The organism is Natrinema versiforme (genome assembly GCF_005576615.1).
GTDB classification, from domain to species: Archaea; Halobacteriota; Halobacteria; order Halobacteriales; family Natrialbaceae; genus Natrinema; species Natrinema versiforme_A.
The window spans coordinates 295,484-311,222 of sequence record NZ_CP040332.1; the positions used below are offsets into that span (position 1 = coordinate 295,484).

The window sequence follows — 15,739 nt, forward strand, 5'->3', positions numbered from 1 at the left end:
CATTATCACTTCGATGGTTGGGCTCGGAGTCCTCATTCGGTTGGACTGGAATCCATTCGAGTAGCTCGCGGTTTTCATTACCGCTCCCCCCCCCCCTACTTCAAATAACCTGTTGGGCTTCAACAACCATATTTAGACTCCCGAGGCGCTTTACAGTCGTACCTCCGTAATATTGGGACCTTTGCAAGCAGATTTCACAGAACGTCAGTTCATCTGTAAAACGGGTCTCGAGTCTCGTTCACGGTAGAGTTTAAAAGTAATTGTCGTGAAGGACGTTTCCTGATATTCGTCGGTGATAACCGTAAGAGGCCGTATAACGGCAAAATACCGTACATAAGTAATCAAGCCACCAATTATTCCATCAGAACTGAGCCTTGTTTTTGTATACTATTGGGAGATCTCGTTGCAGGGTTTTCAACACTACACGATCAGTTTGTGAAGTATAATATTTCTTAACTGTTAGATTAGACAGTGATCACCGTGACTGGTGTCCTGGGCATCGCACTAAACAGGATTTGCCGGCAGGAACAGTTGACGATACGCAACTCGTGATATACTGTCAATCAGTGGTCCTGGAGGCCGTCCTTCTCACGTCCCCGGAGGATTACTGATGGCCATATCCATAATTCAAAGATAGTGTTTAGTCATCCATTATTTTTCCAGACAGATATCGATGTTTTCTTTATCCCGCAGATATATGCCAGCGTCTTTATGCGGCTCTAGAATATAGGTGTGTTGATGACGCCCGATTCGACAGACACAGCCACTCTTCCGCTATCTGTTGCGATTCCGAAGCAAGTAGCGGCCAAAGAAGACATGGATCCCTTAACCTGCCGCCGCTTCATACGGCAGTTGACGCCGACGCGCTGACGGCGCTTTTGGACCACTACGACGCGGCTGACAACCTAGAGATCACGTTTTCATATATGGGCTACCCGGTGACGGTCACCGGTAACAGCGCTGTCACTATTCACGAATAACTCCTCACAATCCGTACACGCTGTCGCAAATCCGCGTTCCCCCTTTGTACGATCACAGTGGTCACGATGGGTACCATAGTGACCACGGCCCAGTCACCATATTCTTACTGACGATATCGGGCAACGACAAGCGATGAATGCGACAATGTGTCCTGTACCACGTCGAACTGGCCGACAGCCGGGAAATAGACTTCCGGTGGCAGGATCTACGACCACTGTAATCGGGCTGTTCTAGGATAGTACTGATGTCCAAGTGTCAGCGATCCATCTGTCTTCTAAATACGTACAGAACAGATGCGGACAGTAACAGGAAGTTCCACGACTGACAGGATGAGACAGACTCAGATACGAACTTACGGAAACTAAACATATGTCACAGGCCAGAATATTGATCCCATGGTGAACTCTTAAATGATGTAGTAAACTACTAGACTGCAGTAGACCTTTTGAGGCAGGTGAAGTAAAACGTAGCCGCAGTCGACTCCTTCAGGTCGTCTCTTCCTGTTCTCTCTTGCTGTAACTTTCGCGCCCCAGAGGCGCTCTCTCGTTGGTCTAGCTTTCTCTGACCTCCCGCTTACGCTTTTGGAGGGGACCTCCAGCAAGAAAAATTATTTCGACTGGATGCACATCCATAGTCTCCTATCAACGAAAAACCGACGGACTGCGGGGCTTCTATTTGACTTCTGAGGTGAAAACTAGAGGGGTATTTTGCCGACTCTCATTCCGACCGAGAATTTTTTCGCTACCTCTCTGAGCTCTGATACTGTACTCTCCAGTTGGCGGCAGAGGCTATGTCGATAAGCGACCTGTCACTCTTTTATAGGCAAGGTTCTGTTCGAACGGTACTGTGAAACGATCTCAATCCTGGGATTGATTCGAAAGTCGTTCAGGCGGCGCTACAACTCGTCGACGGAAACAATCATCCCCAGGAGATTGGCGCATCGGTTCGACGGGACATTCACTTAGCTGTCGTAGCAGACGTAAACGTCAATCTGTCTCGATTCCTCACCGGACTCGAGGATCTGCTTCCTGGTTCAGAGTCAGCGCACCTCAACAGAACCAGCACCACTCACTCGGGTGCGATCGACTCTAAAGATAGGTCGCTCTCTAGAAGACCATTTCTCGATGAAAGTATATTCATCTCTTACGTTGAACATACATACGCTTGTAAATATCCCCTATACAGGAGAGCGGATACAAATAATATACTTATTTCACTATGTGGATATTTAACTAATTTTGTATCTATATTATATATAATAGCTGGAATCAGTCGCTAGTTAGCTTTTGAAGTACAATTTCAAACATATACTCGAAATCGAGTTAATTTCCTAGGCTTATGAAGGGACCAGTCACTCTTTGATCGTAACGTCTCGCCTAGAAATAGATACACAGTCACTATAAGGCGGTATTTTAGCTGAATAGCATCTTCTTCTCCGTTCGGCCATCGGTTCATACTGATGCTACAGTAAAGACACTGATGCTCGAACCGAGCTCTGTCTAACTACGTTGAATTTGGAGCCCAGCCGCGGACATGACGTCTCTATCACTCAGAAGCGAAGCCTGGAGAACCGCATTCTATGCCTACACTGACCCTCTACGCACGCGTGAGGGACAAAGCAATACACCTTGGCGATCCGTCTCTCACCGGCAGCGAAAGATCCAACGAGACGACTGTTGTTCGTCGTGCTCACCCTGCAGATTCAGAATGTCTGGCGGTACTTACATTGGGTGTACGTGCCAATGCCCCGCCAAGGCAGTCGTTGCCTCTGGAAATGGCCATTCGACGAATTCGTCGACATGGGGACTCAGACAGTGTGGATGACCCTCGCGACGCGTCGGGCCGTCCCCGCAAACCGACCACGGGGCGACCGCTTCCACTGGTAACCAAGTCTACCCCACCGATCAGTGGTAACGCCGCCATGTCGGCGGCGATCAGCCGCCTGCGATTCTTAACCGATACGCCGCACTCGGACTCGAAGTGGGAGAGACGATCATTATGACCGCGGTGTCCGGTGCGTGGATTCAATCGAACGTAGCGCACGCTCGAACAAACGGTGTGAGAGCCACGAGATCCTGCCACTGTGGGAGCCGCGCGATAGGAATGGGAGGAGAAGATACCGGCCGTCTAGACGCTGAGAGGTGAATTACAAAGAAATCACGTACTGCGTTCTCGGACGCGGTCAGCCCGCATAGCACCAGGTGATGCCCGCGATCACGGTCAACTGTGTCCGATCAGGTCCAGTACGGTCGGCACGAGTTTGCCAGCGCTGGCTGTCGCGCTGACTGAATTATAACTATAACCATATTTTATCTATAGGAATTTACTTACCGCTCGGCAACTATTTTCCACTAAGCATGAGCGAAGGATCATACTCCAGAGACCCGTCACGCGAACCCGAACTACGAACAATTCTGCTTGGCGTTGGCGGGCGTGATGACTTCCGTGTCGACGCACTTGTGGATGTCGTCAAGGAAGTAGCCTCCAGTAACACCACGGTAATCATCGTCCATATTTTCGATACGGATTCCTACAAAGAAACAGTCAAGCAGGTAGCGAATACAGAGGATGAACACATCGAACCTGACGAACTAGCTGCTCAGATGAGCACTACCGAAGAGATTATCGGCCAGCTGGAAGCTAATTCGATCGACTACGAGGCTCGTGCGACGACCGGCAGAAAAGGAGACGGGATCGTCGAGATCGCCGAAGAGGCCGACGCTGATCGCGTGATCATCGGCGGCCGACAACGCTCTCCCGCCGGAAAGGCACTCTTCGGGAGCACAGCACAGAAAGTCATGCTGAACGCGCCCTGTCCGGTCACGTTCGTCCGCGATCGAGAGTGAGATCGCGATTCTCCTGACGCGTCCGTAGTGCGGACCCGGTATCACGGCTCCGAAACCGTACTCATCGCTGTTATCTGACTGAGTTTCGATCAGCAGAGGCAGAGACAGAGGATTTCGGTACGTCCTGAACGAATCGATCAGCCAGTGAGGTTACGACCGCACGAGTGCACATCGCTCAGAAACGCTGGTACTGACGCCGGTTCGGGATCGAGCCGGTTAGTCGTCCGATTTCACGGTGTTAGAGCGCCCGGCTTTCTTGCCGATGGTCGTCTCGCGCAGATCGGATTCGATCTCCTCGAGCGATCGGCCCTTCGTTTCGGGGACGAGCTGGTAACAGAAGACCAGTGCGATGAAACAGAGCCCGCCGTAGAGCCAGAACGTGCCCGACTGGCCGAAAACGTCGACTAGACGGAGGAACGTCAGCGACACAATCAGGTTCGCAGCCCAGTTGAGGACCGTAACGGTCCCCATCGCGGTTCCGCGGACCTGCATCGGATAGATCTCGGAGATCAGCAGCCAGAACGCCGGTCCGAGTCCGATCGCGAAGAACGCGACGTACAGCATCAGGCTCCCGGTCGCGACCCAGCCGATGATGCCCGAGAGTCCGGGTAGGAAGAACGCGAAGCCGAGGACGGCGAGCATCAAGGTCATTCCGCTGAGTCCGCTCAGCAACAGCGGTCGGCGTCCGACCCGGTCGATGAGGAGGACGGCAACGATGGTCATCACGACGTTGACAACGCCGATTCCGGCAGTCGCGAGAATCGAAGCGGTATCTTCGAAGCCAGTGGACTCGAGGATCGTCGGAGCGTAATAGATGACCGTGTTGATGCCGGTCACTTGCTGGAACACCGCCAGTCCGACGCCGACGATCAGCATCGGGCGGACCCACGGCTGGAACAGATCACGAAACGAACTGGACTCGACTTGGACTGTTTCTTTGATTTCGTTGAGTTCGGCACCGACCTGGCTTTCGACGCGGGTTCGGGACAGGACCGCACGGGCATCCGTCTCACGACCCTGTTCGTAGAGCCAGCGTGGACTTTCCGGCATGAAAAGCATCCCGACGAACAGGACGGCTGCAGGGACCATTCCGAGACCGAGCATCCAGCGCCACTCACCACCGCCGGCGAACGCGAGATTCACCAGATACGCGATGAGGATACCGCTTGTAATGGTTAACTGGTTCAGCGAGACCAGCGATCCCCGTATCTTCGGGGGCGAGATTTCGGAGATGTAGAGTGGACCGACTACCGACGCGAAGCCGATCCCGACCCCGTCAAGGATGCGGCCGACGATTAGTATTTCGACGGTCGGTGCGATCGCCATGATGAGCGAGCCGACGAAGAAGACGACTGCGCCGACGAGGATGAGTCGGCGTCGGCCGAGCCGGTCGGCGAGACGGCCGCCGAGTGCCGCGCCGATGATCGCGCCGACCATTGCCCCGCTGACGATTACCCCTTCGACGTAGGACGGATTCATCGTATAGCCGAACACTGCGGTGAGTTCGAACACATCCCGAATGTAGAGCATTGCACCGGAGATAACACCAGTGTCGAAGCCGAATAGTAATCCGTTCAGTGCGGCTAACGCCGTGACTACGTAAATAAACGAGTTCTGTCCGTCGGCAGTATCTGTGTGTGATGTCGGCATGGGTGAGGCCTGTAATTATTTATCCAGACTAGAGTTAATAATCTTTTGTCCCGAAAGAGGATGCGATAGTTATCTCGAGGTGTACAGAATCTGTAAATAGATATCGGCGGTCTACACTCCGGGTCACCTTCGCACTTGCTCACGTTTCACCAGTGACGATCGTTCGGAGCGCTTCGCGCCGTGCACTCTCTCCCTCTCTCTTCGCGGTGAGTCGCGATTGATTGCTTGCCGATCTATGCGCATAAGGACTTGATTATCCCGATGTGTGAGGTCCAGCAGTACATCGGAGAGGAGCCGCTGACGATGCTCGATCTCAACACCTACCTCGATACTGAAGCCACGTACTCGTTCTACGAGGATGGCGGTGAGTCTCTCGACCACAAGAATGGCGAGTACAACGTGACGAACTTCACGATACTATATTCGCCCTGCATCAAACGATAGGTGAGTTACCGATACTGGAAACACAGTTTCGGTTGCGTAGGACTAGGGTGCCGGTGTGATGAGACGGAGGGTGACCAATGTAAACAGCACGAGAGCACCAATGGGGTGCCAGCATCGACGCACCATCTGGGGGCCACCGTGACCGCACTAGTTGGTGCCGTCTTGTGCGAAACACTGTGGTTCCAGTAACAGCGGATCACGTGGACTCGAGTTCACTCATGAACTCGGCAGCAGTAGGGGACTGTCACTTGCGAACTCCAGTTCAGTAGAACCATCCACGAGCGACACGGCACCGTGTGCGTCGGCCAACACGCGATAGGAGGACTGTCAGATAGCGACCAGCGAATTACCGAACTCGAGCAGCAACAAGGGACTGTCACCACATGCAGCCCTCAGTGGCTACTAGAGATGCCCAAACGACTGAAAACAACGGCTTTGTTGAAATCCTCAACTGGTGACAGGCTAGACACCCACAGCAATAAGTGCAGGTCGTAGAGTTGCTGCTCGTCCCACAAGTTCACTAGCTACCGCTCATTTCATTAGATCTTAATGGTTGTTAATGGATCTGGGAGGGTATTAGGGGTCCTACAAGACCCTGTCCGAAGTATCTATGAGTTCGTCAGTAGGATTATGACCTCAGCAACAGACGGGAAAGAGAACAATCGAATACCGATAGTGATCACGTTAGAAAGGGGGAGAATAGACAGTGTTGAAACCCTCAGAAAGTGACAGTTTAGCGCCCTCTGCAGCCCGTACAGCTGGCGAGCGTATCAGACGGATTTGCGGAACCGACACCACGGTAGATGGGAGTTGGGTGCAGCTTGAAGGTGGAGTTCTCGCAATCGAGAACGCTCGAAAGCGTATTTCGGGCCTCACGGCCCGGCTAGCGAGCTGGAGATCGCTTACTCCACGATCTCGAAGTCGCTGAATGCAACTCGACTCTTCGTACCTACGTTGTGGGATGTGACGAACATTCCCGTGTCCTGAGTCTCATTCGCAGAGGGCACTTCCACGGTTCCCACTTCGGTGAACGTCGACCCACCGTCGACACTCACCGATCCCGTGAACGTCGTGCCGTCTTTTTCGAGCCGGAAATGCGTCGGGAACTCGTACGGGACCTCAGACCCGATAAACGTGTCAACTAGACCGTCTTCGTCGGCGTCGACGTGCATGAACGGTCCCAGCCCCGGCGCCGTTGCTATCAATACGTACCCAGTGGACTCTCCGGCCCCAGTGATGGCGTTCCGCGCCATGAGGCCCGCTTTGGCGTACGTATTGGTGATCTCCTGGTTCAGAATTTCCGTCGTGACCGTTCCGCTCTCACCTAGGCCCTCGTCCACGTAGATGGTCCCATACTCGTCTGCGTAGGTCTCGACGTCCTCACCAGCGGCATTGATGAGGAGCTGATCGTCCATCTGACCGAAGTCCGCGGGAGCCGACGCGAACGTCGAATACTGGCTCGGGAGGCCGGCCGAGTACGGGTCCTGAACGGTGATTGTCTGTGTGGGGAGGGCGTCGTCAAGCGACCGCCCAACTGTAATCTCGTACTCGCCGGGTTCGTCGAAGGTGAGGCTGAAGCTGTCTGTTTCCCGCTCGGACGAGAAGCGAACGAGGACGGTATCGATCTGTTCCCCGTTGGCGTAGACGTTCAGTTCCTCGCCGCCGATGAACTCCCCGGAGTGGGATCCTGTTATCTCAACGTTGAACGAGAAACTCACGTACGCCTGGTCGGGAAGGGTGATAGAGTCGTACTGCTGGTCGGGCCGCTCGTACTTCGGCAGTTTGCCGACCTCGCCGCCCCGAGCTGGCCGTAACCGAACAGCCTGCCCCCCACTGGCCACGACAGAAGCCAGGAGCGTCGTGCTCGGATCGACGATAGCCTTGTCGATTCGCGCGTCCGTCGGATTCTCATCAACCGTCGCGTCGATCCCATCCGAGTACATTTCCGCGACGTACTTCGGTCCTTTCGGCGAGTTTGATCCGTTCGCGGGCGCTCCGTTCTCGTTCGCCCGTTCGTCGCCACGACCGGGCGAGAGGAACCGCAGCGGTACGTTGAGTGCATGCCCAGTCTCGCCGGTCATCGCGCCAACGTACCATTCGTCACCCTTCTGGCGGGCTGTGACGATGTGTTCGCCGATTTCGGCGTCGATGACCGTCGTATCGTCCCAGCCGCCCGCGGGGACGTTCTCGATGAACGAGAACTCCGGTTCGGTATCGAAGTTCTCGTTCTCTGGAGTATAGCCCGAGTAGCTGTCCGGGATCGGCGAGGGCGCCCCGTGCTCTGTGACTGCGATAGCGTTGAGGTTGAAACCGCCGACATCTCCGGTGAACGACCCGCTGGTGTCGTCGTAGTTCAGTTCGATACCGACGGTGTTCTCTCCCTCGGTGAGTTCGACCTGCGCCGTAAATACCTGCCAGTCGTCCCAGTACTCGGTGAACGACGGAGTGATCGTCTTCGTCGTATCGTTGACTCGGAGCGTAGCCTGCGTCTCGCCGGCGTCGATAACGCGGGACGCATTTTCTTCGCCATCGCTGGCATAGCGCAGGTGGAGATCGTACGTTCCGTCGGACGGAACGTTCGTGACCGTCCACGTGACCGACGACCCGGACGATGCCCGGTTAGAGTCAACCGCCACGTAGTTCGTTCCGAACGCGTTCCGCCAGTTATCAGCAGTAATGAGTCCATCCAGTTCGCCGGCAGTCGCCTGCAGAAGCTCACCGACCTCGAGTTCAGGATTGAGATACGCCTCTATACGGTCGGCGGCCATCTGGATTCCGGCGTTATAGTTAGGATACATCGCGAGCTGTTTGGCTCGCGTGGTCTGTACCTGCCCGCCGGTGTCATCGTTGAACGTGATATCGAAGATTCCAGGTTGGAAACTCGTCGGACCGGCTAGCATTCGCGTGAACGGTAGGTTGACGTGGTGATCTCGCCCGAGGTTGCTGGCGAGCGCATTGAAACCGTCGAACTCCTGCGCTCGCACCGTTTCGGTCGCGGCGAGGTTAGGATACGTTCGTCGTTTCCCGGTCGGCTTGTCGGCCTCGTGGCGCTCGAGCAGCTGTCGGTCGTTCGCTGCCTCCTTCGCGACTAACTCGTGGTGGTTCACCGCGATCTGGCTGTGGTGGTTGATCGTCGCCGTTCCGCCATCCCCCTCGTGTCCTATCCCGGCATCGTTGACGTACCCGTTCTTGATGCTCCGGATGTGATTGTCCTCGTAAAACTGGAATATCTCGTCGTCTAGAATCTGGTCCTCGTAGTTGACGAGGTTCCCGCCGGTCTCGTTGTGGGCGGTCATCTCGACGCTTGGGGAGAGCGACTGACCGAAGTCGGTGACGTCATCGAAGTCGAAGTCGGGATAGGACGCGTCGAAGTCCATCGAGATTCCCGAGCCGGGATAGCTGTCCCAGCCCTGATTCCAGCCTTCGACGAGTACACTATCGATGCCGTTCTCGCTGGCGAAGGTCATGTACCGCTTCATCCGCTCGGTGCGCGCGCCGTGGATGTATGCGGCCGGGTTGCCCCCCTCCTCTTCGATCTGGGCGTCGGACTTGTACTCCCAGTTGGCGTTCCCAGCGATCATCGTCCACCAGATACCGACGTACTTCCGGGGCGTGATCCAGCTGGTATCCGGTTCGCCATCGACGGTAGGCAACACCGACTCGTCCAGTTCGTCGTTGAGGAGCGGGATGAGCGACGATTCGACAAGGTCACCCGGACTCGTTCCGACTTGAATCGTCCGCCAGGGCGTCGCGAACGGTGCTTTGGTGGATACTTTCGTCCCGTCTGGAAGTGGGGCAAGTTCTGCAGCAAACTCCGTCCCACCGTCGTCAGACTGAGGTGCGAGCGAGAGCGTCGCATAGTCGGTAAGATCAGCCTCGTGGACACTCAGGTACGCGTTCTCGTCAGCTTCGACCGTAAACGGTGTGTGAGCGCCGTTTCGAAGCGTATTGTCGTTCGGACGGATGGTTCTAGTACCGGCGTCGACGTCACTGAGCGCGGTTTCTTGGTACTCTTGTTCGAAGCGGGGGTTGACCATCTCGTTGCTGATCCACCATGCGGTGTAGTCGCCAGCGAAGTTGAACTGCGTGTTCTCCGAGGTGATGACGGTCTTCCCGTCGTTACTGGCGAAGTCCTCGTTGAACGTGGCCCGGAACCCGAGTCCATCGTTAAATACGCGAACCTCCAGGTTCGCCGATCTGTTCGGGTCTTCTGTTTCGGCCACCCCGATACGGAGGCACCGATACTCCTCCGAGACGGTCGCATACTGGTCCCAGACCGGATTCCAACGTTCGGTCGCCGTCCCGCTCTCGCTTCCAGTAACCGAGAGACTCGGGTCTGCATTACCATCTGATGCCGCGCCGAACGACTGTTGGTTCTGGAACTCGAACCCCAGTGCCGACGATTCGACATAGGTCGTTTTGTCATACGTAACCGAGTACGTTGGTGTTCCGTTCGATACGTCGATAGTTACCTCAATGTTGCCGTCCGGCGAGGAGACCGTCTGCGTTGGTGACGCGTCTCCTTTTGTGACCGGTGTAGCAACCTCTGCTGTCACGGCCTGTGAGAACGACGCCGCTGCGAGTAGCGAGCCAATCCCCCCCATAAAACCGCGTCGTTTCATATAATCAGACGTCTGCTCGGCTTCAGTTCCCTTCATCTGTGCCAGTAGTTAGCAGAGACCATAACTTAAGTCTAGCTATTTATTTACTATATTATGAATTAATTTCGCTGCTGGAACGACGCGTGAACGCGTTCAAACCGGGAGTACATACCGATTCCACCTCCAGAAAATCTGCTCTGTTGAATAGGGGTACGGCGTCGGGGTAGGTGTGTTACAGCCACGATCAAGAGGTCGAAGGAGGCAGTGTCTAGTTAGGCCAGTTTGAGGAATGAGCAGGCTGTAGAGTTAGTTTCACGTTCTTCGAATGCTTATAAAATTACAAATGAAGTATGTGTTTACCCCGAGGGCTCAACAGCGGGTACAGCGTGAGTCCGTGAGATCATCTCATTGCTGCTGACGACTCGGCGAAGTTCTTCGTAGAGATTGCGTCCCTGCTGGTGCCACGTCGCCAGCAGGGACAAGATCGTCTCGTGAACGAACATACCGCGATCATTGCGGAGTGTCCCGATGATCTTCCGAAGAATCCTCGTCTGCGTCGTCGAATGCAGCTCTGATTAAATTTCTGCATAGTGATTGATTAGGACGCCTGATGCGCCACATCTCGCGCAGTCGATTGGTGATCCAGTCGAACCAAGCGTCGCTGGAATCGGATCATGCCCGCACTCCTCGAGTGGTTCGTCTAACCACACAATGCCGTGGTCATCTGTCTGGTTGGTGGCAGTCATCGTTGAACTCCTCATCCCTCCGGAGAGTCGATAAACCCGTCAGAGTGCTTTGGAATGGGCTTCAGTTGTCATCTCCGACGAACCGCCGTGCACGGACCCAGATCGAGTTGGCTTCACCAGCACCCGTCTATCCGTCTCGGAGCTCGAAGACTGATCACGACGCTCGAGTGTCTCCTGACAGTCACTGAGTTGCTCTCGAAGCGCTTCGTTGGTCGCCTCGAGTGCATCGATGCGGTCGTTTTTCTCTTCGAGTGTTGCCTCGAGGTTGTCGACGCGGTCGGTCAACAGTCGATTCTTCTCGGCCAAATATGCATGATTCTGCGCTAGATCGTCACGACTGCCGGCGGTCGACGACTTACTCTGTCTGGAACTCGCTTCACTCGAGTCCTCTCGAGCGTCCGGACCGTAGAACTCAGACGTGCTTGCAATCGCTCGTTCGATGGTCTTTTCGCCGTATGTCGATCCATCGGCGTAGTGGACATCGTCCCACGTCTCCCGAGAAGCCCTGATTGGTATCTTCGGCGGCGTTGTGACGGTTTTCTGAGCCTCCTAACAGGCAGGGTCTGTTTGTTCTCTCAACCACAGTACGAATCCATGTCTAAGCTCTCTCTGACTAGAACTGTTCGATGGAGTTCTCTCACCGATTGGGTGTCTCGATTGACTCCTGGTCGAGCGGATCTTCAATGTCACCCATGATCGCCTCTAATAGGTCAGTTACCGTCACCAGCCCGATAACCTCCCCGTCCTCGATTACGAGAGCAAGTTCTTGCCGTTCTGCTTGGAACTGATCAATGGCATCGCTGACATCAGCATCAGGGGAGAGCGTCATCGGCGGCGCTGCCAGTGCAGCAAAGTCGAGATTGCCGCTGGCTAACTCCTCGCGATGTCTGAGAAGAATCGGGGTGTAGAGAATACCCTGAAAATCAGTCAAATTATCGCCGATCAACGGATATCGGGTCTGCGGTCGATCTTCCATCTTCTGAAGATTCACTTCGGACTCGTCTTCAGTAGACAAAGCGACGATGTCATCAGTCGGGACCATCACTTCACTGATCGACTGTTCGCCGATATTGAACGCGTTCATCACCTCTTCGCGGCGTTCTTCCGAAAGCTCTCCTTCTTCGAGAACGGATCCAAGCTGGTTCCGAAGGTCCGCTCGAGTCTCGATGACTTCCTGTTCAGTCTCCTGCCACGCGCCGGTCATTTCGATCCCAAAGAGACCGAGCGTCTTTTTCGCAATCCAGTCACCGAACCAAATCGCCGGCGCAAGCACCTTAGCGAACCAGTATAGGGGTCGTGCGCCGTACTGGCAGACCTGTTTGGAGCGTTCGACGCCGAGATACGTTGGCGTCTGTTCGCCGTGGGTAAGATGAACGAGATTGATCAGCAAGAATCCGAGGAGTGATCCAGCACCGATCGATGCCAGCGCTGTATTTTCGAACAGCGGTTCAAACACCGCCGCGAGCCCGGGTTCAGCGACGATCCCTAACGCAATGCTTGTTCCGGAGATCCAGATCTGGCACGTTGTCAAGTAAAACTCGAGGTCTTCGGTCATCTTCCATGCGAGCTCGAGCGACGGCGTGTCGAACTCGGACTTGGAGTACTGTCGGGCACGAGTCAAACCGAACTCGATAGCGACGAAATACGCGTTCAATCCGATCAAGATGAAACCAGCCAGTATTCGGAGACTGATCTCAAGGGGAGTCATCGTCCGAACTAGTTGTAGAAGCAGCCATAAATGAATGGGGTCTATGGATACTGATCCGGACGCACGTTCGCCTGAATCCACGACGGCTAACGACAAGCAGTGCATCCGTTACTATCTGCTCTCTCTATACTATCGTGGTGAGAAAACGCGGCGAGGCAGAGAGCAAGGAACGGCGGTCACTCAAGCCGGTCGGGGACGATTCGCGACAGCCGCATTGCGTTCCCAGTGACGCCGAGACTCATCCCCATGTCGCCGACGACGACCGCGATCGCGACACTTACCAGTCCCAGCGGCACGCCAAGCGCGAGCAGGGCCTTCACGCCGAGGCTCGCCCAGATGTTCTGCCGGATGACGCCGTTGGCCGTGTGCGACAGCTCGTACAGGTACGGTAGCTTCCCGACATCATCGCCCATCAGCGCGATGTCCGCGGTCTCCAACGCGGTGTCGGTACCGGCCGCACCCATCGCGATGCCGACCTCCGCGGTGGCGAGCGCGGGTGCGTCGTTGATACCGTCGCCAACCATCGCCACGTCGCCGTACTCCGCCTGCAGTTCCTCGACCGCATCGACCTTCTCATTTGGCAGGAGTTCGGCGCGGTACTCGTCGACGCCGACTTCCTCCGCAATGGCGCGGGCGGTGCCCTCGTTGTCGCCGGTCAGCATCACGACGCGCTCCACACCTAGTTCGTGCAGGCGTTCGACAGTCCGCTTCGAGGCGGGACGCACCTCGTCGGCGATGGCGATGGCTCCCAGCAACTCCGAGTCCGTCCCGACGACGACGACCGTCTTGCCCTCCCGCTCTAGTGCGGCGAGAGCATCCCCGGCGAACGCTCCGTCATCGGACTCGGCCGTATCTTCCGCCACGACGCCACCGTCAGACCGATGGCCTGACGAGCCCTCGGTCGTTCCGCTCCCGGGGACACCGTCTGTCTCGCGGCGCGCCCGCGAGAGGTCAAAGCCTAGCTCCTCGAAGAGCGCGGGCTTGCCCGCGTAGTACGTCTCGCCACCGTCGGACGAGTCCGACGAGCCTCCGGCTTCGCCGGAGACATCGATCTCCCCGCGGATACCTTTGCCCGTCAGGCTCTCGAAGCCCGTCAGCTCGGGCAGATCGCCCACGCTTGCCTCGTCGGCACGAGCGAGAATCGCCGCGGCGATGGGGTGCTCGCTGCGCCGCTCCAGTCCGGCGGCGTGGCGGAGCAGCGTCGCCTCGTCAGTGTCGCCGACCGGGACGACATCGGTGACGGCGAGTTCGCCCTTCGTGAGCGTGCCCGTCTTGTCGATGGCGACGGCGTCGACCTCGCCCATCGCCTCGAGGTAGTTGCCGCCTTTGATCAGGACGCCGTTCTTCGCGGCGCTGGTGATGCCCGACACCACGGACACCGGCGTCGAGATGACGAACGCACACGGGCAAGCGATCACCAACAATGTGAGCCCGCGAATAAACCACGTCTGCCAGTCGCCGGCGAAGCTGATTCCGTACCCGGCTACGTCCACTGACACGGGGTCAGCGATGACCAGCGGCGGGATGATGGCGGTCAGGATCGCCAGCACGACCACGACCGGCGTGTAGTACCCCGAGAACCGGTCGACGAACTGCTCGGTCTCGGTCTTCTTCGCCTGTGCGCCCTGCACCATCTCAATGATCCGCGAGAGCGTCGAGTCGCCCGCCGTCGACGTGACCTCCACCTCGAGGTAGCCCTCCTCGTTGATCGCGCCGGCGTACACCTCATCGCCGGCGGTCTTGTCAACAGGGACGCTCTCGCCCGTAATCGGCGACTGGTCGACCGCGCTTTCGCCCTCGATGACAGTCCCGTCGAGCGGAATCTTATCGCCGGGCCGGACGACCACGACTTCGCCGACTTCCACCTCGTCGGCGGGCACCGTCACTTCCTCGCCGTCGCGGCTCGCGGGTCGCTCACGCTCCCCGCTCGCTCGTTCGGCGGCCTCGCTCCCGCCGGTCGCTGCGGCCTCCCGCTTGACGGTGGCTTCGTCGGGCGACAGCTCCATCAGTTCGCGCAGGGAATTCCGTGCTCTGTCCATCGCGTAGTCCTCGAGCAGTTCGGCGATGCTGAAGAGGACGGCCAGCGTCGCCGCCTCGACGAAGTAGCCGATGCCGGTCGCGGCGATGATCGCCGTCCCCATCAGCAGGTCGATGTCGAGACTCCGGTTCTTCGCGGAGTAGTAGCCGCTACGGACGACGGGGACGCCGCTGGCGGCGACAGCACCGAGAAACAGGACGTCCGCCACGTGAAGTGGATAGTCGAGGACGCTCGCCACCGCGGCGTTCTGGGCAGTGAGGAGAAACTCGAAGAGGAGTCCGAGGGTAACGAACGCCGCACCGATCCACGTCTTCTTCGCACGAGGACTCGTCCAAACCGTCGACGGCGGCGCGATGTCGACGCCGTCGGCTGCCGCGGTTCGCTCGTCGTTGCCGTCGGCGTCCGAGCCCCCGACGACCTCGTAGCCGGCGGCCTCGATCGCCTCGACCACGTCGGCTTCGCTGGTGTGGTCGGGATCGTATGTGACGTTTGCTGTGCCGGTGGTCGGCTGCAGCGTGGCGTCGACGACGCCGTCGACGCGCTGGAGGCTCTTGTCGACCTTCTGGGCGCAAGAGGGACAGTCCATCTCGGGGACCACGAGGCGTGCAGTCAGCTCCTGTTGCCGACCGCCCCCGCTCACCCGCTCGGCCGCGTTTGATTCGTCGGTCATCACCTCGAGGTAGGGGCGTTATTTCGATAAGCCTTTGTTGGAATATTCCAAATTC

The 15,739-nt window shown here is 56.8% G+C and carries 7 protein-coding genes and 3 pseudogenes; 4 read left to right on the forward strand and 6 right to left on the reverse strand.

All coding sequences use genetic code 11. The features are described 5' to 3' along the window. The first annotated feature begins 878 nt into the window (after window positions 1-878). The 3 genes and pseudogenes from FEJ81_RS24495 (at window position 879) to FEJ81_RS22360 (ending at window position 3,827) form a co-directional block, all read left to right on the forward strand. A complete protein-coding gene (locus FEJ81_RS24495) occupies window positions 879-980 on the forward strand; it encodes a hypothetical protein (RefSeq protein WP_394349674.1) in 102 nt (33 codons plus the stop codon). A 1,662-nt stretch (window positions 981-2,642) separates the two neighbouring features. Continuing rightward, window positions 2,643-2,867, forward strand: a pseudogene (locus FEJ81_RS24040) (ISH3 family transposase); the annotation flags it as partial. Between the two features lie 471 nt (window positions 2,868-3,338). After that, window positions 3,339-3,827: a universal stress protein gene (locus FEJ81_RS22360; protein ID WP_138247400.1), complete on the forward strand. Its 489-nt coding sequence runs from the start codon at window positions 3,339-3,341 to the stop codon at window positions 3,825-3,827. Between the two features lie 216 nt (window positions 3,828-4,043). Here FEJ81_RS22360 and FEJ81_RS22365 read toward each other — a convergent pair whose 3' ends face one another. Then, on the reverse strand, window positions 4,044-5,477 hold the full coding sequence (locus FEJ81_RS22365) for a sugar porter family MFS transporter (protein ID WP_138247401.1): 1,434 nt from the start codon (window positions 5,475-5,477) through the stop codon (window positions 4,044-4,046). 261 nt (window positions 5,478-5,738) lie between these two features. Here FEJ81_RS22365 and FEJ81_RS22370 point away from each other — a divergent pair, with 261 nt between their 5' ends. Next, on the forward strand, window positions 5,739-5,921 hold the full coding sequence (locus FEJ81_RS22370; RefSeq protein ID WP_138247402.1) for a DUF5110 domain-containing protein: 183 nt from the start codon (window positions 5,739-5,741) through the stop codon (window positions 5,919-5,921). Window positions 5,922-6,823: 902 nt separating this feature from the next. Here the strand turns inward: FEJ81_RS22370 and FEJ81_RS22375 are convergent. The 5 genes and pseudogenes from FEJ81_RS22375 to FEJ81_RS22395 form a co-directional block, all read right to left on the reverse strand. Further along, window positions 6,824-10,579, reverse strand: coding sequence for a glycoside hydrolase family 97 catalytic domain-containing protein (locus tag FEJ81_RS22375; protein WP_138247403.1), 3,756 nt, complete (start codon window positions 10,577-10,579; stop codon window positions 6,824-6,826). 299 nt (window positions 10,580-10,878) lie between these two features. Next, window positions 10,879-11,067, reverse strand: a pseudogene (locus FEJ81_RS22380) (IS66 family transposase); the annotation flags it as partial. A 407-nt stretch (window positions 11,068-11,474) separates the two neighbouring features. After that, window positions 11,475-11,766: pseudogene (locus FEJ81_RS24045) on the reverse strand (phage NrS-1 polymerase family protein); the annotation flags it as partial. A gap of 139 nt (window positions 11,767-11,905) precedes the next feature. Next, on the reverse strand, window positions 11,906-12,976 hold the full coding sequence (locus tag FEJ81_RS22390; protein WP_138247404.1) for a CNNM domain-containing protein: 1,071 nt from the start codon (window positions 12,974-12,976) through the stop codon (window positions 11,906-11,908). Window positions 12,977-13,152: 176 nt separating this feature from the next. Further along, window positions 13,153-15,684, reverse strand: a complete 2,532-nt coding sequence (locus tag FEJ81_RS22395; protein ID WP_138247405.1) for a heavy metal translocating P-type ATPase — start codon at window positions 15,682-15,684, stop codon at window positions 13,153-13,155. Window positions 15,685-15,739 lie beyond the last annotated feature (55 nt).

Bases quoted from the DNA above. Each gene is read 5' to 3' on its own strand.
- FEJ81_RS22365 (WP_138247401.1), bottom strand. From the start codon at position 5,477: ATGCCGACATCACACACAGATACTGCCGACGGACAGAACTCGTTTATT.
- FEJ81_RS22370 (WP_138247402.1), top strand. From the start codon at position 5,739: ATGTGTGAGGTCCAGCAGTACATCGGAGAGGAGCCGCTGACGATGCTC.
- FEJ81_RS22390 (WP_138247404.1), bottom strand. From the start codon at position 12,976: ATGACTCCCCTTGAGATCAGTCTCCGAATACTGGCTGGTTTCATCTTG.
- FEJ81_RS22395 (WP_138247405.1), bottom strand. From the start codon at position 15,684: ATGACCGACGAATCAAACGCGGCCGAGCGGGTGAGCGGGGGCGGTCGG.
- FEJ81_RS22375 (WP_138247403.1), bottom strand. From the start codon at position 10,579: ATGAAGGGAACTGAAGCCGAGCAGACGTCTGATTATATGAAACGACGC.
- FEJ81_RS22360 (WP_138247400.1), top strand. From the start codon at position 3,339: ATGAGCGAAGGATCATACTCCAGAGACCCGTCACGCGAACCCGAACTA.